This is a genomic window from Desulforapulum autotrophicum HRM2 (assembly GCF_000020365.1).
Taxonomy (GTDB): Bacteria; Desulfobacterota; Desulfobacteria; order Desulfobacterales; family Desulfobacteraceae; genus Desulforapulum; species Desulforapulum autotrophicum.
In genome coordinates, this window is record NC_012108.1 from 3,225,836 (window position 1) to 3,245,435 (window position 19,600).

Below are 19,600 nucleotides of genomic sequence, written 5' to 3' on the forward strand. Positions count from 1 at the left end.
GTTATATGAAACACTCGCCAAAGCATTGTCAATGATGGCGTTTCAAAATTCGTTGAGGCCGGAGCCATACCTCGCTCCGGCCATGCCGGTTATATGAAACTCGCTTCGACCGGCCAGCGGAAACGGGTGTTGCCCTTCTCTCATTCTCGCAGGCCGTCCATGGCCTGCTCCGAGGGAAATGGCAACTCCTTGGACCTCGTGTCCACCGTTGCCATTTAATCCGTTCAGGGCAACACCCGTTCCCACCGGCCTACTACTGTCGAGTTTCATGCTTCGTTGTGTCCGCCAGGACATGTGAGTTTTATAAGAAACTCATGTCGAAACATCATTGTGAAAGTCTCGACTTTCGAGCCCTCTTTGGTTTCCCTGATCGGAACATTGTAAACCAAAGGGGATAGGATTTTTGCCCTTCCAGGCGTTAAGAAGCGCAGGCTGTTTGAGGACTTTAGCCCGCAGTTCCTGCGCTTTAGTCTGGAAGGGCAGAAATCCCCCCGACGTTTACCGTTCCGGTCAGGGTAACCAAAGGGGGCGGAATGGTACTATCGCCTGCCCTGTATCATCGTGTTTCATATTTCGTTGTGTCCGCTATGACATGTGGGTTATATAAAACGCTCACCAAAGCATCACCGATAGAGGCGTTTCATTGTTCGTTGTAGCCATGAACTTTAATGCTTGTGCTCAGGATAATAGGCCAAAAGGGCCTCTATGCTTGTCGTCAAAGTCTTCACGTATGCCACATCCGCATTCTGCTTTGTTTGCATTGCTGCAATAATCACAGCATGGTGTTTTATCAAACGTTCAGAATAATCTTTTTGATCCGGTTTAACCCGCTGGGTCAAGAAATAATCACTGATCGTAGTGATGATTTTTTGAGCATATTTTTCCTTGTTCATTACCCAGCGAACCAATTGGTTTTGAGATTGCGCATCCGACTTACCTGACAACTGTGCAATCAATTTGGCTGATTTTTCTATGGTAGCTGCATCTTCCAGCATGGATTGAACCCGGGCGTGGTCATCATATATCCCGCAGGGTATCTGACAGTGTGCCAACGTTTGATTAGGCAGGACAAGATAATTTCCGACCAGGGTAAAGACCATTAGCAACAATACTTTCCCAAAACTTTTCATTCTTGTTTCCTCCGTTATTTACGTTAATGTTTAAAAAATTCCATAATCATGAACTCAAACAACCGAATTCTTTAAGTTGTCAATGTTTAGGGCCCCTAATCAGAATGAAACCTCCCATAGGTCTTGTCTTCTAAACCATATTTTGGAAGATTTTAATCTGATCATGGGGCTAAGTCCATGGGGAACTGATTCCCCTGTGTGTCGTTATGATTTGGTGTCTATTTCACATTTTTCGTTTAAATGGACCTTTATAAAATAGATCCCCAGAGCGGCCACGGGAATCGCCAGAATAAATCCAGCCAAAGGCAGGAGGGTAAAGCCGATTAACACCAGAACAACGGCACCAACTAAAAGCAGAGAACCAATCATTAATTTAGACAATCTTTCGGGCAGGCATTCATTTTCTTTCATGCGATACTCCTTTTTCTTAAGGGGTTGGGAATGAAAAGACAAAACACTGTTGAAATGTTAATGAATATATAAAAATAAATATAACTCCCAAAGCATAAAAATCAAGGTTCATGCACACCGAATCTGCGACACCCCTCAATCATGGCCTTTTATCATTCACTGCTTTCAGGCAGGTTGACCTCCTGAAGATCCGCTCCCAGGTGAACCCGTTCACTCTCCCCCAGGACGCCAAGGGCAAGTCCCAGGATTGTCCATGCATGTACAGCATGGTATCCGCCGCCAAAATGTTCACCCAGTTCATGGATCTGGGCATGGCAGTTGTGACACCCCGTAACGCAGTAGGTGGCTTTGGTGGCTTTAATCTGGGAGTCTTTAGTACTTCCATACATCAACCGCTGCTCCTTGAACCCGGACTGGAGAAAGCCGCCCCCGCCACCGCAGCAAAAGTTATTGGAACGGTTGGGGGTCATGTCGACAAAGTTATCCTCTCCCACACAGGCCTTGACAACCAGTCGCATATCCTCGGCCGCGGGATTCCCAAATGTTTTTTTCACGATCTGGCAGGGGTCCTGGACCGTGAATTTAATCTTAAGGTTGTCGTTCCAGCTGGAATCGGGTTTAAGCTTCCCTTCCCGGATCCAGCGGGCATACAGGGTATACATGGTCTCTACCTTGAAGTTGTGGGGAATATTGAATTTTTTCAGTCCTGACAGGACTGCAAAGGTAATATGGCCTCACTCGGTGTTGAGAAATGTCTTGCACCCCAGTTCATGGCATTTCTGGGCGCTCCTCAGGGTAAGTTCCTTCCATCCTTCGTCATCGGCCATGAACATACAATAGTTTTCCGCGGCCCACCCCACGCTTCCATAGGTCCAGTCCACCCCGGCAAGGTTAAGGATCTTCCACAAAGGGCCCATTTCCTCGGGTTCAATCATGGGTTCCCTGGAATTTTGATTGATGAAAAACTCGGCACCTTTCTTGTCAATGGGCGCCACAAGATTGCGCTCCTCCCATATGGGGTATGCCTCCTTGATCTCTTCAAGGATGTCCTCCACAACGAACTCGAAATCCTCCTGGGAACACCCCATGGCTGAATTGGTAGGCTTTGCAAGGGCCATGTCGCAGGAACCAAGAATTCCCTTGGGTCTCTGATCCCTGGGCGTAAGCCTTCTTGCGTTAAAAACAAGCTGGGGAATATTTATCTTCATGGGACAGACATAGACACAACGGGTGCACATGGTGCAGTACCAAGGCCAGCGGCTCTCCTTGATTTGATCATCCATACCAAGGGCTGCCATCCTCAGGAACTTACGCGGATCCATGCCGTCAAAGCCCGTTGCCGGACAACCTGAAGCACAAGCGCCGCAGGTCAGGCAGGTGTTGAGATTCCCACCGTCCGGGAGCAGGCCCATCACCATATCCTTGAACAAACTCTTTTGGGTTCGAGATAATTTGATTGTTTTTTTCGCCATAGGTCACCTCCATCTCTATCCCATGGAATACGCTTCAATGGGATGCTGCAGGGTCGTTGATACGTTACCCCAACCCATTAGAAATATTTGCAACTCAAGGCAGAAGGCGAATAAACCCGGGGAAAAAAGATATGGCACTATTCAGGCGAAGACAGGATCCATTTTTTAGCATCAATTCATTATCTGCAAATAGACGTTAGATAGGCGTTGGGGGGGGGCTGCTGATAATATTATTTATAATAATAGCAATATTTTAGGCGGGTGTAAAGCAGAGGTTTTGGGACAGGCCTCCCAGCAAGAAAAGGGACTGTTCATCGCCTTGAAAAATCTCGTGGAAAATAATGATCATTCCATGTATAGTCCAGCCTTTTCACATTCAACCCCAACGGAGGAATTTAATGCCCGATACGATCCGGACGGTCCTGCCCGGAACAACTGAACAGACAGTAACAACCATGGACAAAATGACATTGACGATACCACCAGGGTGGATACTTTTACCCCCGGGTGATGCAGCCCTGACAAGGAGAGTGAAACAGGCAGGGCCCCACTGGCAGGTCCAGATCAAACGGGGGAAACGAACCTTTTCAAAAGGGGTATGGGCTCCGGAATCAAACGTCCAGGATGCACTAACATACATCAAAAGGCTAAGGGCTGATCCTGCCCACCAGCGGAGTCTGGACCAGGGACGGTTGAGGCGGGCAAAAAAGCAGGAGGCCTATGCCATTGAATTTTACAACACCGTACTGGCCGAGCTCTATTTTCACCCAAAATTCTCTGCCCTTGCCCAGAAGCTTGCAATGGCCGTCACAGCCCATGCCGTTCCCGTGGGAAGCAACACCGTGGCAAGAACCGAACGTATTCCTGTGCAAGACAGGGCAAAGGCGGCCATCATTGCCTGGATGCGCCACCACACCACACGCTACGACACCATGGCCGTTCCCAGAATCAAGGGAAGACGCCGAAAGATCCGGCAGCAACTGGCCCGGGATTCCAAACGCATCCTGAACAGGTACCGGGCGGGGGAATCAATCGCCAGGGACACCTGCCCCCTGGCGATTGCCCTTGACAAATTGGATGCCATGTCCCTCCCGATACCGTAATCATATGAAAAACTTCAACTGATTATTGCTGTTCCAACGCCAGTTGCTTGTCTGTCAACTCGTTAAAATAGCTCCGTGTCTCAGCGAAGACCACCCGGCTCAATCCGATGAGCCCGATAAGATTGGGAATGGCCATGAGTCCGTTCACGATATCGGCAAGGGTCCAGATCAGACCCAGGTTAATAAAGGAACCGGACGCCACAAGCACAATGTAGATGAGCTTGTAGGGTTTGATGGCCTTGACACCAAAAAGATATTCAGTGCAGCGTTCCCCATAGTAATTCCAGCCAAGAATGGTGGTAAAGGCAAAGAAGATAAGACCCGTGGTCACCAGGTATTGCCCGATGGATGAGTGAAGCCCTGTATTGAAAGCTGCATTGGTCAGGGCAGCACCGGCAAGGGAGGGATCATTCCAGGTGCCGGTCATCACAAGCACAATCCCGGTCAGGGTGCAGATAATGATCGAATCAAAAAAAGTGCCGGTCATGGCGATCAGCCCCTGACGGACACATGAGTTTGTCTTGGCTGCGGCTGCTGCAATGGGAGCACTGCCAAGTCCAGACTCGTTGGAAAAAACCCCCCTGGCAATACCGCTTCTCATAACCATGATGACGGAAATGCCGGCAGCGCCCCCAAAGGCGGCGCTCGGGTTAAAGGCACTCTCCACAATCAATGCCACGGCAGCAGGAATCTTCCCAAAGTTCAATGCCAGGACAATGAATGAGCCAAGAATAAAGAACGTTGCCATGAAAGGAACAAGCCTGGAGGCAACCCTGGCAATGCTCTTTATACCCCCAAGGGTCACCAGGGTGACCAGGATGGTCAGCACCACGGCAATCATTATTACTGGAATGTGGAAGGTCAGGTGCGCGGCATCCTTAATGGCGTTTACCTGGGCAAAGGTACCAATGCCAAAAAAGGCAACCCCAATGCCAAACAGGGCAAAGATCTTGGCAAGGATGCGATTGTTGAGCCCCCGTTCAATATAATACATGGGACCGCCGGACATCTGTCCGTTGGCGTCAATCACCCGGTACTTCACGGCCAGAAGTCCCTCGGCATATTTAGTGGCCATGCCAAAAAAAGCTGCGACCCACATCCAGAAAATGGCACCTGGACCGCCTGCTTTTACGGCCGTTGCAACCCCAACAATATTTCCCGTACCAATGGTTGCGCTCAAAGCTGTGCAGAGCGCAGCAAAGCTTGACACGTCTCCCTGGTGGTCCGTGTCATCGTGTTTTGAAAAAACATATTTCAATGCCAGGGGAAGCCTTACCACCTGGATGAGGCCCAGGCCAAGTGTAAGATAAATACCCGTCCCCACCAGAAGAATCAACAGGGGCGGTCCCCATACAAACGAATTAATCTGTCCCAGCAATAGTGCAAAATTTTCCAAAGTGTTTCCCTCTCCTAAAAATTAATGATCTTAAAAATTGAAACTGGATAGGTCGTAGTCTGCGAGAGAAAAACGAGTTAATACCGGGGGAGGAATCCTGCTTGCAACAACAGTGATACTGCGGAAAAAATGACTAGGGGTAACGCCCGTAAATATCTATTCCACTCTGTCCCTTGTACCTGAGAGTTTCACCGGCAACAGACCGGTTTGCTCCTTCGGCGCCCATAATGAGACTCTCCAGAGGCTCGTCCCATAACAGTCCTTTTACCTGAAAGATTTACCTCTTCGGTGCCTTTTCAGTGGTTGCAAACCACGGAAAAGATCTCTCCTGTCATGTTCATCCGAGTTTTATTCGGAATTTTTTCTACACCCTCTTCTTGAAAATTTCAACCCTAATTTCACTCCCAGGGTATTCCGACCTTGTAATGACATGGATTAACTGTCCTGGCATTGCTGTGCCCCCGTTACAGTTTCTCACCTTCAAGATATCTGGCACAGATTTGCCGGTCATCTCCCACATGGATAAACTTTTCAAGCCTGTCTTCCAGACTATAACGCTGGGCGATCATGGCATCATCCTCAATCACAAGGGCATCAAACAAAAAGTCTGTTTCAAAGCTTCCTGTTTTACCAAAAAAATGACCGCCACCTTTGGTTCCCATGTAGAACGCCTCTGCAACGGTCAAGGGTTTCAAGGTTTTATCTGTCAGATTCACAAGTTTCGACAATTGAATAGCTCGGACCATGGCTTCATTGAGACCTATTTTATGGCCTCCCGCAATATCACTGCCCAGGCCGATCCTGAGTCCCAAATCCAGATAGGTCCTGGCCGGCATGATGCCGCTGCGAACATTGATGTTTGAATCAGGACAATGTGCCAGCATCACATCCATTTTTTTGACCAGGTCCCTCTCACCCTCACCCAGGTAAATGCCATGGGCCATCACCGTTGGGGTCTGCCCGAACAGATTATTTTTAAAATAGACGTCTGAATAGTTTTTTGACCGTTTAAAGAGCGCCTGAACCCATTGGATCTCGTCCAGGTTTTCGGAAAGGTGGGACTGGACCGGCAGACGATATTTTACGGCAAGCGCTCCCAGTCCTTTTAAAAGGCCCGGTGAACTGGTGGGGGCAAACCGCGGGGTGATAATGGGCTTGACCCGTTGTTCATCCTGGTATTTTTCGATCAGATATCGTGTCCCATCAAGGGATGCCTGGGTGGTTTCAATTATAAACTCCGGGGCATTCCGGTCCATGTTGACCTTGCCCACATAGGCGCAGATTTTCTTTTCCTTTAACACCTCGAACAATTCCTCTGTTCCCTGGGTTGACGAGGATGCAAAAATACAGGCCCTGAGTGTACCGCAGGCCACAAGTTTTTCCGCAAACAAGGTGTATGCCTTTCTGGCAAATTCTCTGTTTTGAAATTGCCGTTCAAGGTCAAAGGTATAATCTCCCAGCCAGTCCAGGAGCTGGCTGGTCATTCCCATGCCGCACTGAAGGAACTGTGCAGCATGCAGATGAAGATCTACAAAGCTCGGAATGACGAGGCGGTTGCCATAATCATGGACCAGACACCCCTTGAACCGGTCAGGTATGACCGGGTAAATGCCCTCAACTCGCCCATCAACACACACCAGGCAGCTGTTTTCATGAACTTCATAGGCGTCAGCCGTTGGAGTATGGATAAAATGGCCTTTAACGATCAATACAGGCTCGACCATTATAGATCCATCCTTGCGCAGAGGATCCCGGCCAGAAACCCGAAAAGATGCCCCTCCCAGGAAACACCTGGAACACCTGGAAACATTCCCCAGACAAGCCCGCCATAAACGGCAATGGTGAGAATCGATATTCCCATGGAGGTCAGGCTTCTTTTGATAAGCCCCCGAAACACTAGAAAGCCAAAATAACCGAATATTAATGAACTTGCCCCCACATGGATTGCCGACCGCCCCATGATCCAGACCCCCAGTCCACTGACAACGATAATAAAGGGCGTAATTTTAAACAAGGTTCGCCTGCCATGGACAAGGACAAGGCAGCCAAGGATAAAAAGGGGCAGGGTATTCATTAAAAGATGGGTGATGCTTCCATGGAGGAAGGGGGCAAACAAAATACCTGAAAGGCCTGAAATCCTCCTTGGAAAGATGCCAAACCGTACAAGGGCATGTCCTGTCACCAGATTGAACACCTCAACAATCCAGAGCAGCAGAACAAACCATACCATGGGTGCCCATGGAGCGCTTTTTTTAACGATGGTCCCCTCCTTTGATTTTTATATATGAAACACTCACCAAAGCAATGCAAACAGAGGCGTTTCATCATTCGTTGTGGCCGGAGCCATACCTCGCTCCGGCCGTGCCGGTTTTTTATATGTAACACTCCCCTCGAAAAAGGGAATAGTATCCTGTTGGTTTTTGGGTCTTGTCCCAAGAACACTTTGATTGACGCTACAGATTGAAAATATCAAATCGATAGAATTCTTCCTGTCGGGTTAATAATTCAGGCACGGAAGACAAGTTTTTAAATCATCAGTAGTGGTCGGTTTATTTTAGATAAGTTTTATATGCGTAGTTCCCCCGATGGAGGACTAACAGTTTGTTGTGCAAAAAACCGACCCGTCATGTTATATTCGCGCTCTAAGGCTTCATTTGATCATCCGACGTTTGTTTACCGAATCAATAATTTCTTTGTCTGCTGTCCTTCTCTAAACAATACCTGTTAAAAACGTGCTGTCAATTCGATTAATTTCCACAAGGCACAAGTTTCATGCCTAATTCATCAGCCTTTTTTGCTAAATTTTTTAATACTCTTTGCTTGTTGGGCTTGCTCAGGTACTCTTCGCCAAGATCTTTATACGTGTCTGCATTTTTAATGATGCTGTAAATGGCTTTTGCAATTCTATGGGCTATAGCAACAATGGCCTTTCTGGCACCTCTCCTGGATTTCAGTTTGTAATATTTGGCCTTGTAATAAGAGCCTTTTTTCTTGATTGCTGCCCATGCAACCTGGACTAAAATCGTTTTGAATGGATGATTTCTAACTGCATTTCTGCCACTTTTCCGTTTTCCTGCACTTTCATTATTCCCGGGGCACAGGCCTGCCCATGAAACAAATGCTGACATAGTTTTGAATTCATTTAGCGTAACCCCGACTTCTCCTATAATGGATTGTGCCGATTTTTTATCAACACCTGGAATTTCGTCTAAACGCTCCAATAAATCTTTGTGCTCACGTGTAAGAGATTCCAATCGAGTATTAACTTGTTCAATCATTTTTTTAAAAATATTGATAATTTCCATCATCTCAACAAGTTGAAAACGATGGTGATCTTTGAAATATCCATTAAGGCTTTTATGCAGTTCCTGCGTTTTTTTCTTAAGGCCGCCTTTGGTGCACTCCTGGACCTTTTCCAAGCTTAGTTCACTATTATTGCATAATAAATTGATCAGGTTCGTGCCTGTCAAACCAAACAAATCCGAAACTATTGAATCAATTTTTATATTTGCAGTAATGAACAGCTTGTGAACACGTCTTTTATAATCGGCAAGGGATTCGGTGTATGTTTTTCTCAATCGGCTTAATTCTCGCCATTCCCGGACATTCCCCGGAGGGATGAAACTACCTCTTACTAAACCGTGTCGAAGCAGTCCGGCAAGCCACTTGCTGTCACAGATATCAGTTTTTCGGCCAGGAACGTTTTTAATATGTCTGGCATTCACCAAAACGACTTCAATTTTATCTTCAATGGTATTATAAACCGGATGCCAGTATACCCCGGTACTTTCCATTGCTATAATTGGGCAATTATTATCAAGCAGCCATTTTTTCATTTCTTGCAGATCGTGAGTGAATGTTGAAAACTCTCGAATCTCATGGTGCTCACCTCCTGCATTATTCAAAGTGATTAAACAAGCTGAAATTTTGTCTTTATGAACATCCAAACCACAACAAATAGGGTGAACGATTTGGATTAATGTGCTATTTGATCTCTTGGTCATGACTATCCTTTCGCTTTTGTTTGGGAAGATAAAAAAAATTGGATAGTTATGACCATTTTTCATTTTTTGCAAGTGTTTCATGCTTCGTTGTGTCCGCTAGGACATGTGGGTTATAAGAAACTCGCTTCGACCGACCGGCAGAAACGGGTGTTGCCCTCCGCTCATTCTCGCAGCCCGTCCTGGGCTGCTCCGAGGGAAACGGCAGCTCCTTCAGCGTCCATGCTGACCGCTGCCGTTTAATCCGCTACGGGCAAAACCTCCCCCCGGTCGCCTCTGCTGACGAAGATTCAAGTTTCATGCTTCGTTGTGTCTGCCAGGACATGAGAATTATAATAAACTCCTGTCGAAACATCATTGTGAAAGTCTCGACTTTCGAGCCCTCTTTGGGGTGGAATGGTACTATCGCCTGCCCAGTATCATCGTGTTTCATGCTTCGTTGTGACCAGGCATATACCCTGCCCCAGGCGTGCCGGTTGTATTTGTATCAAAGGTCCTCTATTCCAGGAAAGCAACGGGATGTCAAGTCAAACCCGCAAGGGCAATTCTGATTTTGGTTTATGCTGTTGCCCTCTTCCATGCTGATTTCCAAAATTAAAATTGCCGGATCAGGATATTGAAAACAACAATCAAACCAATAAAAACCATTCAAACAAACAATTGGAAACCAACTGTCGTTTATGGTTATAGTTTAGATTTTTGAAAAAGGAGACAAAAGGTATGATTAAAAAAATCATGGTCAAAGGTTTTGTGGTGGTAATGGTTACTTTTTTTATGGTTCTTGCAGGGGGTGTGCCGGGCAATGCAAGTGATCTTGACCGGTTTAAGGGACTATCTGGAGAGCTCAGGATTGCTGGAGGGACAGCCCATATTCCCGTGATTAAAGAGGCAGCAAAACAGATTATGACCCTAAATCCCGATATCAGGATCACCATTGCAGGCGGCGGTTCCGGGGTCGGCATCAAACAGGTGGGTGAGGGATTGATCGACATCGGCAACTCGGGCAGAAAACCCACAGACAAAGAAATTTCAACCTATGGATTAACCCTGTACCGCTGGGCCATTGACGGGGTCGCCGTGGTGGTAAACCCCAAAAACAGGGTGACGTCCCTTACCAAGCAGCAGCTTATCGATATTTTTTCCGGAAAGACGACCAACTGGAAGGAGATCGGTGGGAACGACGGACAGATAAACCTATACACAAGGGATGAGGCAAGTGGGACCCGGGCCGTGTTCTGGAAAAAGGCCATCAACAAGGGCGATATTGCCCTGTCTGCCAACTTTGTTGTTTCAAACGGTGCCATGAAAACGGCAGTTGGAAATGACCCCAATGCCATTGGATACATGTCTGCAGGCTTTGTAGACGACAGCCTTACCGCAGTTACCCTTGACGGGGTAAAACCCGACACTGAAACCATCAGGAGCGGAGAATATACCATTGCAAGGGGACTCTACAGCAACACCCGGGGAGATGCCACCGGACTCTCCCAGCAATTCATTGAATACCTGCTCTCAAACGAGGGTCAGTCCATTGTCAGGGAAAAGGGATTCATTCCGGTAAATTAACCATGTCTCCACCTTTTTTTCAACCCATAAGCCGTCACCAGGAACCGCTGGCCAGGGCGATTTTCTTTTTATCGGCCCTGGCCTGCTCACTGACTGTTCTAATCATACTGGGATTCATGGTCGTGACAGGCCTTCCCCTGCTTGAGCACAGCCAGTGGATGGATCTCCTGACAGGGGCCTGGTACCCGGTAAAGCAAAGCTATGGCATTGCACCCATGGTACTTGGCACACTCTGGATCTCATTCCTGGGTGTCATAATTGCGTTACCCATTAGCCTTGGCTGCGCAAGCTATATTTGTGTCCTTGGCCCCCATCGCACCAGGTACATCCTCAAGGGGTGTGTCGGGATGATGACCGGAATTCCAACGGTCATCTACGCCTTTGCAGGCGTATTTCTACTGGTGCCGTTCATCCGGAACCTCGGGGGAACGGGCAGCGGCATGTGCATCCTGACGGCAAGCCTGGTACTGGCCATTCTCATTGCCCCCACAATGATCCTTTTTTTCATGAACAGCTTTGAGAACGTGCCGCCTGCCTGGCTTGACGCAGTGGATGCCCTTGGGGGATCAAAGGTTCAAGCCCTTGTTTATATAATTATTCCGGCCTGTAAAAAGGGTATTGTCACGGGCACGGTTCTGGCCTTTGGCAGGGCAATCGGCGATACCCTTGTGGCCCTCATGCTGGCAGGCAATGCTGTGCAGCGGCCCGACAGTCTGTTTGACTCTGCCCGCACCCTTACGGCCCACATCGCCCTGGTCAGTGCCGCAGATTTTGCCAGCATGGAGTTCAAATCCATCTTTCTTTGCGGAACCGTTCTCTACGTCATCACCACCATTGTGATCCTCGTTGCAAGGACCATGGAACGAACAGGTAAGCAGACAAAGGACCCAAATGAATAAAAGGGGCGAACAAGCGGTGTACACCCTGTCGGTCTTGAGTTGCATCCTTCTCTTTGGAAGCCTTGCCCTTCTCCTATCCTACCTTGTTTTCAAGGGGTTCAACGCCCTGAACCTTTCCCTTATATTTGGATCCACCCCAATGGTTGACGCCCTGCTCCTCAAGCGACAGGTGTTTGACGGTATCTTTCCGGCCATGGCCGGCACCCTTGCCCTTATCGTTCTTGCCATTGGTGCGGCAGTACCCGTGGGACTGCTGGCCGGCATTTACATGGCAGAATACAGCAACGCCTTTACCCGAAGCATATTTGGTTTTTTGTTTGACCTGCTTTCTGCCATTCCTTCCATCGTTGTGGGGCTGTTTGGTTTTTCTGTCATCCTCTTTCTCCACCACCACGTGAGCCAAACCCTGGTTCCCTCCCTTGTTGTGGCAGCCCTTTCCCTTGCATTTCTGGTGCTGCCCTATATTGTGAGGACCACCCAGATCGCCCTTGAAACCGTTCCCCAGTCCGTACGATTGACCGGGATCGCCCTGGGTGCAACCCGGCTGCAGAACATCATCCATTGCCTCTTACCCCAGTCCCTTTCAACCCTGCTCGGGGGAATTATCCTTGCCGTGGGCCGGTGCGCAGAGGACACGGCCGTTATCATGCTCACGGGGGCCGTGGCGTCGGCGGGTGTTCCAGATTCCCTGTTCAAGGGATTTGAAGCCCTGCCCTTTTTCATCTATTACACCTCCTCCCAGTACACCAGCGAAACCGAACTTGCCCAGGGATTTGGCGCCTGCATTGTTCTGCTGATCATCTGTGCAACCCTTTTCATCCTTGCCTCCATGATTCAGAAAAAGGCTCGGCACATTCTTTTGTACACCCACTAGGAGAACTCCATCCATTGAACCGTTCAAAGATCAAGATAAGGGACCTGGATTTTTTTTACAATGACCATCAGGTCCTGTCCTGCATCAACGAAACCATCCCTGAAAATGCCATAACAGCCATTGTCGGGCCTTCCGGGGCGGGAAAATCCACCTTTCTCTCGTTGTTGAACCGGCTCTGGGAAAACATTCCAGGATCCAGAATTAAAGGCAGGGTTCTTGTGCGGTTTTCAGGCAAACAATGCGATGAATTTACCGACATCAACGCTCCTGGTTTTTCAGCCATTCAGCTCAGAAGATCCGTTGGCATGGTCTTCCAAACCCCCAACCCACTACCCATGAGCATCTTCAACAATGTCTCTTTTCCCTTAAAACTTGCCGGGATAAAAAAACGGGCCGAGGTGGAAGAAAGGGTCACAAAAGCCATCCAGGCAAGCGGACTCTGGCCTGAAGTCAAAGACCGACTTGAAAAAAAGGCAACAGTCCTTTCAGGCGGACAGCAGCAAAGACTCTGCATGGCAAGGGCCCTCGTCATGGCGCCCGAAATTCTGCTCCTTGACGAACCCACCTCATCCCTTGACCCTGCGTCAAGCAAAAAGATTGAAGATCTCATGGTTGAGCTCAAAGAGAGATGCACCCTGGTCATGGTTTCCCACGGGCCGGAACAGGTAAAGGCCATTTCCGACCATGTCATCGAGTTTCTCCCGGAATCTTGATTCAGAATTTGCATTTTTAATGATTTAGAGTTATCTATTAACTGACTGAAAACCCGTTTTCGGGCGGCTCGAAGAGGAGCTATGCTCACAAAGTTGACCATATGCAAGAGGCAAAAAATTTTGAAACCGGAGTGTACTAATTTACATGAGGATTGCAGAGTTTTGCAGCAACGACGCAGATGGGTGAGTTTTCGTTCAAACACGGGTGCAAGCTGTTAAACCAAGGAGGAGACCAATGACCCTGACAACCCCGGAGATATACAAACTTCTGCCAAAAACCAACTGCAAGGAATGCCGAGCAAACTCCTGTTTTGCCTTTGCGGCCCTGGTGTTCAAGGGAGATAGAGAGATTGACGAGTGCCCCTATGTCGACAAAAAAAGCATTGCCCTTGTAAAGAAAAACAACAGCCAACACAATTCAATCGAGACAGAGCAGGATAAGCTGCTCAAAAGCCTGAAAGATCAGGTTGCCGGCATTGACTTAGAATCCCGGGCCATACCCACGGGGGGCACCTTTTCCAACAACAGGCTCACCCTCAAGGTCATGGGCAAGAACGTTGCCATTGATACTTCGGGTAAAATATTTACCGACATCCACGTCAATGCCTGGATTGCCGCACCGTTCATGGACTATGTGATCAACGCGAAAGGAACCTTGCCAACGGGCGTATGGTCTCCCTTTCGAGAGCTTCCAGGCGGTAAAGACCGGTATCGCCTGTTTGAACAACGGTGTGAAGGATCCTTGAAGCACCTGGCAGACACCTATCCTGACCTGTTTGAAGACCTCATGGTGCTTTTCAACGGACAACAGGTCCATGACCATTACCAGTCCGATATTTCCCTTGTGCTCCATCCCCTTCCCCTTGTGCCGATTCTCATCTGCTACTGGAAACCCGACGAGGGAATGGCATCGGATCTCAACCTGTTTTTTGACGAGACCGTTGAGGATAACCTCAACATCCAGCAGGTCTACACCCTTGGCGCAGGGCTTGTCACCATGTTTGAAAAAATAGCCGTGAGACACGGGATCTCAACCACCTGCCCCGTCCATTAACCATACACACAAGGAAACACCCATGGCATCATTTAACCGACTGATCATCCTTTTCGCTGTAACCCTTATGGCTGCTGTGGGTCTTGAAACGGCCGGGGCCGCAGACACCCCTTCAGCCCCGGCCCCTGTCCGGGCTGTCATGGAAACCACGCAAGGCACCATTGTTCTCGCACTTTATGCACAGAAGACACCCTATACCGTGGCAAATTTCATCAACCTCGCCAACCGGGGATACTACAACGGCCTGACCTTTCACCGGGTGATCGACAACTTCATGATCCAGGGCGGATGCCCCTTTGGAACAGGCCGGGGCGGACCTGGCTACACCTTCAAGGATGAGTTTGTCAAAGATCTTGTCCATGACAGACCCGGCATTCTGTCCATGGCCAATGCAGGCCCCGGCACCAATGGCAGCCAGTTTTTCATCACCCATGTGCCGACCCCCTGGTTGAACGGAAAACACACCATATTTGGAAGCGTTGTCAGCCCCAAGGATATGGCGGTGGTCAATGCCATTAAAAAGGGGGATAAAATTATTTCCGTAACCATTGAAGGGGATATAAGCCAGGTGATGGCTCAATGCAGGGCCAAGGTCGATCAGTGGAACCTTGTCCTTGATAAAAAATTTCCCGTTAAATAGGCCCGTAAGCCATACCCAGATAGGGTTGTGGCGGTTATTGTCACTGGATCCGTTTGTTCAGCATTGAACCAAACTTCATGACCCGGTTAAAGGGAATTTCCAGGTTGACATCGATTCTGATGCCCTGGAATTTTGATCCGGGGCTTGAGGCATCCACCCTGACAAATCCGTTGATCTCTTTTTTATAAACAAAGGGCAAACGGTTTTCAGGCTCTCCGTCAAACGCCATGTTCACCACAAGGGTCTCCCCGTCGGTATTGAACAGCAGCTTGGCCCATTGGTATTGATAATCCTTTAACGCCTCCCGGGCAAGATCAACCTGGGTATATTGGGCCGAACCGGCAGGAACACCTGCCAGTAGAATTTCAGTTCCCCGGACACTGATCTTCCCGCCCTGGCCGGGTGTGGAAAAAAGAAACCCCCTGTTAAACGATAGATCGCCATTGGAGAAGGTCACGGGAATCCGCCCGTTGACGGTCCCCTCACCATTTGCTTCAAACGAGCCCACCTGCCTTAAAATTTCAGACAGCTTGAGACGGTCACAGAACAGGGTAAGATTATACGACTTTTCCCGGGGCTGGATCCGCATGGATTCCGTGGTAACACGACCACCGCACCAGTTGAACCCAATATTTTCAACCAGCAGGGAATCCAGGGACTCAAGGGTGTAACCAAGGGATGCGTCCGTTAGTGCAATTTCGTTTATCCGGATGGAATCGGCCGTAACCACCTGGCCGGGCCGGGTTGCCATGGCAAAGAGGTCATCCGACCCAAAACGTGCAAGGATACCGCTCACCTCAAAACTTTTTTCCGTACTTGCCACCCTGCCCCGGGAAAGGGTCATGTCAAGGCCGCACCGGGTCCTGTTGTTGTCAAACCTCAGGGTTGCAAGGGCTTTAGCAAGAAACGAAATTTCAAGTTCAGACACCGTAGCCTTAACATCCACCTCCCCCCGGGCTGTAAACCCGCCATCCACCTGGTCAATGGTTCCCTTGAGATTTCCGATGTTCTGTCGGTCATGGATCAGGGTTGGCACGGTGAAGCTGCCGCTGGTGGCGCCTTGTTTCCGGGGGCGATCCAGGGGCAGAGACATGGGCAGAATAAACGAGATAGCCCTGGCCTCAACGCCATGGGTGGATAAACCAGCCGTGGCTTCCTTGAACGTGGGGGTCAGGGTCACCCTTGGGACAAAGTTACTGTCCACAATCAAACGACCAGGAATAGTGACGGCCGGAATTTTAACAAAAGCATCTTTGGTCTCAAAACTTACAGGGCCGCTTGCTGCAGTGAAACCCATCTCAAGGATATCGTTTTTGCCCTGGAGATTGAAATCGCCCCTGGCCTTGAGGGTAATGTTGGAAATTATACCCGTGCCCACACCTGGGTCAACGCCAGGGGCCGGGTTTGAAATTGGGCTTGATGCAGGGCTTGAAGCCTGGTTCAGGGTCAGATCTGATGAATTTGATCCAGAGTACTGACAGGTGTCGATTTTTCCCGACACATCAAAACTGCCCACCTCCCCCTTTCCCTGGAACGACACAGTTAACCCAGGGGCCGTGGGAACAATTGTATGCCCCGGGAAAAAAAGGCCCAATGTTTTGGAATATTTGCTGTCCAGCCCGGCCTTTAACCGCCATCTTTGATCAGAATCAAACCCACCCTCAAAAGTCATTGCAACATCCTTGACAAGGGCATGGTCAATTTTGAGCCTGCCTGAAACCCCAAGGGGGGAGAGGCTTGTCAGGGTGCAGTTCAGATCCCGGATTCTCACATCCATGGGGCTTGAAAATTCCAGGGCGGACAGGGACATCGTCCAATTTGCCTGCCCTGCCCTGGACAGGACAAGGTCGGACCGTCCCTTTAAGACAACGCCAGGGGCGACAAGGTCAAGAACGTCCTGGAGATGGGTAAGGGCAAATTTGTCAGACTTGAGTTCAACAGATTCAACCCCGGTTTCTGCCCCTGCCGTTACAGCCCCTTCAAGGATTTGACCAAAGGGAAAAAACTTCATCTGTAAAGAAAAGTGGCTGCCCTTGTTCTGGGACGCCAGAACAAGCTCCAGGGGAATCCGGACCATCCCTTTGTCCGTAACCACGGTGACAACAGAATTTTTTATCTGGACGGTTTCCGGAACCATTGAAAAAAGGGTGGGGTCAAGGGACGGCGCCGACGATGTTTCAGTCGTTTTTTGAGCATTTAACAAAGGAGTAAAATCAGTAATCAACTCTCCAGTGGAAGAGACTTCAGCCCTTGCATCAAGGCCTGATACCTCAACGCCTGAAATTCGCCCCGATAGAAGAGACGCCGGAGAATAACTGACATGGATCCCATCGATAAAGAGCCTTTTCCCTGTTGTAACGTTTGCGACATCCAGACCACTATACCCGATATGCCTGACATCAAAGCTGAACCCTTCAAGACCCGGCATCTGCCTTACCCGTTGAACAATCAGTCGTTCAGCAAGGGGGGGCACGGCAACATACAAAACCACACCAAGGATCACCGCTGACGTGGCAACAAGGAAAAGAATCCGTTTGGCCCTGTGTTTAAATAACATTTTTGATCACAACCGTAAGGTACATATCCCCCCTTTCCGTTACACCGTTCACCCTTCCCATGCCCCCAAGCCTGAGCTTTGTGCCCTGCTTTACCCCGGCTGGCACCTGGACCCGGTAGAGGCGCTTATAAAACCCCCAGGGGATGTTCACAATCTTGTGCGTACCTGTCAATGCTTCCAGCGAGGAAATCACGATTTCACCGGAAAGATCCGGGGTCTGCCCCAGGGGTATTGGATGAATGACCTGGAGCTGGGGAGTCCGTTTTCTTGCTGTCACCTTTTTCAATCTTGCCCCGGCACCTGTGGCAGGTATTCTGGGGCTCATTTTCACCATCACCATGCCGGCCACAAACCCGCCCACATGGGCCCACCAGGCAATTCCGGAACTTCCTCCCCCGGCTGCGTTGAAAAACTGCATGAGAAACCAGAATCCCAGAAAGAGAAAGGCCGGAATCTCTACAAACCAGGGGATGATGATGATGGGAATAAGGGTCAGGATCTTTGACCGGGGATACAGAAGAAAATAGGCCCCCATCACCCCTGCAATACTGCCGCTTGCACCAATGGTGGGAACGTTGGACATGGGGTTGAGCATAAAGTGAAGAAGGGCCGAGGCAAGACCGCTCAGAAAATAAAATCCCACGAACCGCAGGGAGCCGAAATAATTTTCCACATTGTCCCCAAAGATGTAGAGAAACCACATATTGCCGACAAAGTGCCACAGGCCGCCGTGGAGGAACATGTAGGATACCGTTGAGAATAAAAGGGAGGGCAGGGAAAACCAGGCCGAGATCTCAGGCACGGTGAACTTGGCAGGGACAAGCCCATACCGGTAGACAAACTGGGTGACTTCCCCCGGGGACAACCCCAGGGTCACCAGAAACACAAGGGTATTGAGGGCAATGAGGCCATATATAACAACGGGAACACTCTCAGAAGGGGTGGTATCCCGAATGGGAATCATGGAACAACCCTCAGTACGTGATCCCTTTCAAGTCGGCCCTTGAGCTTCTTTAAAATCACCATGGCCGCATCTTCAATGTCAAGGCTCTCCTTGCCCTCAATGCGGGCACAATCGTCTAGGAGAGCCTTGTTGCCTGCATCAAGGGCGAGCTTGACCTTCAGGTAGTCGGCCATGGAGAAATAGAGGGCAGCAATGTTGGCATCCCTTGAGTTGGCAATCAACGATCGGGTGCGAAGGTTAAGGTCCTTGACAAGGAAACCAACCGCCCCTTCCACTGTTTTTGCAACGGATGATGCCTTTCTCTCAAGCAGGATAAACTCTTCACCCTTGAGATCTTCGGGTCCGGTTTCCATGAGCTGCATATAGATCATGGTTTCAAGGATTGCCTTTACATCCCTGTAGATACCAGGATCATTACTGGCCCTGGGGCCTGCCACGTTGAGAATTTCAACCGTGTAATCCAGGAGAAAGGAGTTAAGGATCACGGCCGCCTCAAATTCGTCAATGGTGGCAAGGTTGATGTGGGTGCAGGGTTTTTTGTGGCGAAGGGCAAGTTTTTTGGTCAAAAGCGATCCGCCCGTGAGGGGCCCCCGGGTGATGATGAGGGTGGCCTGGGCGTCCTTGACATTCTGCTCCGTCCGTTTCGGATAACTGTCCGTTGGCATCTCCTGCATGAGGTAACGATCGGGCAGGACCCCATCCTCGGCGCATCGGCCAAAAGGGACCCACCCGCCATGGGCGATGTTGAATTTAATAGCCGTGTCAAGGGCTGCTCTGTCAGCCCCTGTCTGGCCGCCTGAAATTATTTTTTTTAGCATAA

At 49.4% G+C, this 19,600-nt stretch carries 18 protein-coding genes and 2 riboswitches; of the genes, 7 read left to right on the forward strand and 11 right to left on the reverse strand.

Features of this window, described 5'->3' with window-relative positions; translation table 11 throughout:
* Window positions 1-42 precede the first annotated feature (42 nt).
* The 4 genes from HRM2_RS14035 to HRM2_RS26080 all read right to left on the reverse strand — a co-directional run bounded on the left by HRM2_RS14035 (window position 43) and on the right by HRM2_RS26080 (window position 3,013).
* Entirely contained in the window at window positions 43-270 is a 228-nt protein-coding gene (locus HRM2_RS14035; RefSeq protein WP_041273277.1) for a hypothetical protein, read from the reverse strand.
* Between the two features lie 395 nt (window positions 271-665).
* Window positions 666-1,130, reverse strand: a complete 465-nt coding sequence (locus HRM2_RS14040) for a superoxide dismutase, Ni (protein ID WP_015904691.1) — start codon at window positions 1,128-1,130, stop codon at window positions 666-668.
* Window positions 1,131-1,334: 204 nt separating this feature from the next.
* A complete protein-coding gene (locus HRM2_RS14045) occupies window positions 1,335-1,541 on the reverse strand; it encodes a hypothetical protein (RefSeq protein WP_015904692.1) in 207 nt (68 codons plus the stop codon).
* 152 nt (window positions 1,542-1,693) lie between these two features.
* Window positions 1,694-3,013, reverse strand: coding sequence for a (Fe-S)-binding protein (locus HRM2_RS26080; protein ID WP_015904693.1), 1,320 nt, complete (start codon window positions 3,011-3,013; stop codon window positions 1,694-1,696).
* A 398-nt stretch (window positions 3,014-3,411) separates the two neighbouring features.
* Here HRM2_RS26080 and HRM2_RS14060 point away from each other — a divergent pair, with 398 nt between their 5' ends.
* A complete protein-coding gene (locus tag HRM2_RS14060; RefSeq protein ID WP_015904695.1) occupies window positions 3,412-4,116 on the forward strand; it encodes a DUF2293 domain-containing protein in 705 nt (234 codons plus the stop codon).
* 22 nt (window positions 4,117-4,138) lie between these two features.
* On the opposite strand, the gene HRM2_RS14065 is transcribed toward HRM2_RS14060, so the two are convergent.
* The 4 genes from HRM2_RS14065 to HRM2_RS14080 form a co-directional block, all read right to left on the reverse strand.
* Complete coding sequence (locus HRM2_RS14065; RefSeq protein WP_015904696.1) at window positions 4,139-5,512, reverse strand: alanine/glycine:cation symporter family protein; 1,374 nt, start codon at window positions 5,510-5,512, stop codon at window positions 4,139-4,141.
* Window positions 5,513-5,676: 164 nt separating this feature from the next.
* Window positions 5,677-5,755, reverse strand: a riboswitch (glycine riboswitch).
* 3 nt (window positions 5,756-5,758) lie between these two features.
* Window positions 5,759-5,853, reverse strand: a riboswitch (glycine riboswitch).
* A gap of 123 nt (window positions 5,854-5,976) precedes the next feature.
* Window positions 5,977-7,236 carry an amidohydrolase family protein gene (locus HRM2_RS14070; protein WP_015904697.1) on the reverse strand — a complete coding sequence of 420 codons (1,260 nt, stop codon included), beginning with the start codon at window positions 7,234-7,236 and terminating at the stop codon, window positions 5,977-5,979.
* On the reverse strand, window positions 7,236-7,742 hold the full coding sequence (locus HRM2_RS14075) for a rhomboid family intramembrane serine protease (RefSeq protein WP_015904698.1): 507 nt from the start codon (window positions 7,740-7,742) through the stop codon (window positions 7,236-7,238). Before HRM2_RS14075 ends, HRM2_RS14070 begins: the two co-directional genes overlap by 1 nt.
* A 517-nt stretch (window positions 7,743-8,259) precedes the next feature.
* On the reverse strand, window positions 8,260-9,516 hold the full coding sequence (locus HRM2_RS14080) for an IS110 family RNA-guided transposase (RefSeq protein WP_015903451.1): 1,257 nt from the start codon (window positions 9,514-9,516) through the stop codon (window positions 8,260-8,262).
* 717 nt (window positions 9,517-10,233) lie between these two features.
* Here HRM2_RS14080 and HRM2_RS14090 point away from each other — a divergent pair.
* The 6 genes from HRM2_RS14090 to HRM2_RS14115 all read left to right on the forward strand — a co-directional run bounded on the left by HRM2_RS14090 (window position 10,234) and on the right by HRM2_RS14115 (window position 15,259).
* Window positions 10,234-11,079 carry a phosphate ABC transporter substrate-binding protein gene (locus tag HRM2_RS14090; RefSeq protein WP_015904700.1) on the forward strand — a complete coding sequence of 282 codons (846 nt, stop codon included), beginning with the start codon at window positions 10,234-10,236 and terminating at the stop codon, window positions 11,077-11,079.
* Between the two features lie 2 nt (window positions 11,080-11,081).
* Window positions 11,082-11,978 carry a PstC family ABC transporter permease gene (locus HRM2_RS14095; RefSeq protein WP_015904701.1) on the forward strand — a complete coding sequence of 299 codons (897 nt, stop codon included), beginning with the start codon at window positions 11,082-11,084 and terminating at the stop codon, window positions 11,976-11,978.
* Window positions 11,971-12,852: a PstA family ABC transporter permease gene (locus HRM2_RS14100; RefSeq protein ID WP_015904702.1), complete on the forward strand. Its 882-nt coding sequence runs from the start codon at window positions 11,971-11,973 to the stop codon at window positions 12,850-12,852. Before HRM2_RS14095 ends, HRM2_RS14100 begins: the two co-directional genes overlap by 8 nt.
* A 14-nt stretch (window positions 12,853-12,866) precedes the next feature.
* Window positions 12,867-13,565, forward strand: a complete 699-nt coding sequence (locus HRM2_RS14105) for a phosphate ABC transporter ATP-binding protein (protein WP_015904703.1) — start codon at window positions 12,867-12,869, stop codon at window positions 13,563-13,565.
* 235 nt (window positions 13,566-13,800) lie between these two features.
* Window positions 13,801-14,619: a DUF3786 domain-containing protein gene (locus HRM2_RS14110; protein ID WP_015904704.1), complete on the forward strand. Its 819-nt coding sequence runs from the start codon at window positions 13,801-13,803 to the stop codon at window positions 14,617-14,619.
* Window positions 14,620-14,641: 22 nt separating this feature from the next.
* The gene (locus HRM2_RS14115) at window positions 14,642-15,259 is read left to right on the forward strand and encodes a peptidylprolyl isomerase (protein WP_015904705.1); all 618 of its coding nucleotides are present in this window, start codon (window positions 14,642-14,644) and stop codon (window positions 15,257-15,259) included.
* A gap of 40 nt (window positions 15,260-15,299) precedes the next feature.
* Here HRM2_RS14115 and HRM2_RS14120 read toward each other — a convergent pair whose 3' ends face one another.
* The 3 genes from HRM2_RS14120 to HRM2_RS26085 are packed head-to-tail and all read right to left on the reverse strand — an operon-like array spanning window position 15,300 to window position 19,598.
* The gene (locus HRM2_RS14120) at window positions 15,300-17,816 is read right to left on the reverse strand and encodes an intermembrane phospholipid transport protein YdbH family protein (protein WP_015904706.1); all 2,517 of its coding nucleotides are present in this window, start codon (window positions 17,814-17,816) and stop codon (window positions 15,300-15,302) included.
* A complete protein-coding gene (locus HRM2_RS14125) occupies window positions 17,806-18,780 on the reverse strand; it encodes a rhomboid family intramembrane serine protease (protein ID WP_015904707.1) in 975 nt (324 codons plus the stop codon). Before HRM2_RS14125 ends, HRM2_RS14120 begins: the two co-directional genes overlap by 11 nt.
* On the reverse strand, window positions 18,777-19,598 hold the full coding sequence (locus HRM2_RS26085; protein WP_015904708.1) for a putative molybdenum carrier protein: 822 nt from the start codon (window positions 19,596-19,598) through the stop codon (window positions 18,777-18,779). Before HRM2_RS26085 ends, HRM2_RS14125 begins: the two co-directional genes overlap by 4 nt.
* Window positions 19,599-19,600: the final 2 nt, after the last annotated feature.

What these genes read in the sequence shown, in the direction of transcription:
- HRM2_RS14095 (WP_015904701.1), top strand. Translation starts at nt 11,082, where the DNA reads ATGTCTCCACCTTTTTTTCAACCCATAAGCCGTCACCAGGAACCGCTG.
- HRM2_RS14070 (WP_015904697.1), bottom strand. Translation starts at nt 7,236, where the DNA reads ATGGTCGAGCCTGTATTGATCGTTAAAGGCCATTTTATCCATACTCCA.
- HRM2_RS14090 (WP_015904700.1), top strand. Translation starts at nt 10,234, where the DNA reads ATGATTAAAAAAATCATGGTCAAAGGTTTTGTGGTGGTAATGGTTACT.
- HRM2_RS14075 (WP_015904698.1), bottom strand. Translation starts at nt 7,742, where the DNA reads ATGGTATGGTTTGTTCTGCTGCTCTGGATTGTTGAGGTGTTCAATCTG.
- HRM2_RS14040 (WP_015904691.1), bottom strand. Translation starts at nt 1,130, where the DNA reads ATGAAAAGTTTTGGGAAAGTATTGTTGCTAATGGTCTTTACCCTGGTC.
- HRM2_RS14060 (WP_015904695.1), top strand. Translation starts at nt 3,412, where the DNA reads ATGCCCGATACGATCCGGACGGTCCTGCCCGGAACAACTGAACAGACA.
- HRM2_RS14125 (WP_015904707.1), bottom strand. Translation starts at nt 18,780, where the DNA reads ATGATTCCCATTCGGGATACCACCCCTTCTGAGAGTGTTCCCGTTGTT.
- HRM2_RS14045 (WP_015904692.1), bottom strand. Translation starts at nt 1,541, where the DNA reads ATGAAAGAAAATGAATGCCTGCCCGAAAGATTGTCTAAATTAATGATT.
- HRM2_RS14110 (WP_015904704.1), top strand. Translation starts at nt 13,801, where the DNA reads ATGACCCTGACAACCCCGGAGATATACAAACTTCTGCCAAAAACCAAC.
- HRM2_RS14100 (WP_015904702.1), top strand. Translation starts at nt 11,971, where the DNA reads ATGAATAAAAGGGGCGAACAAGCGGTGTACACCCTGTCGGTCTTGAGT.
- HRM2_RS14035 (WP_041273277.1), bottom strand. Translation starts at nt 270, where the DNA reads ATGAAACTCGACAGTAGTAGGCCGGTGGGAACGGGTGTTGCCCTGAAC.
- HRM2_RS14120 (WP_015904706.1), bottom strand. Translation starts at nt 17,816, where the DNA reads ATGTTATTTAAACACAGGGCCAAACGGATTCTTTTCCTTGTTGCCACG.
- HRM2_RS14080 (WP_015903451.1), bottom strand. Translation starts at nt 9,516, where the DNA reads ATGACCAAGAGATCAAATAGCACATTAATCCAAATCGTTCACCCTATT.
- HRM2_RS14115 (WP_015904705.1), top strand. Translation starts at nt 14,642, where the DNA reads ATGGCATCATTTAACCGACTGATCATCCTTTTCGCTGTAACCCTTATG.
- HRM2_RS26085 (WP_015904708.1), bottom strand. Translation starts at nt 19,598, where the DNA reads ATGCTAAAAAAAATAATTTCAGGCGGCCAGACAGGGGCTGACAGAGCA.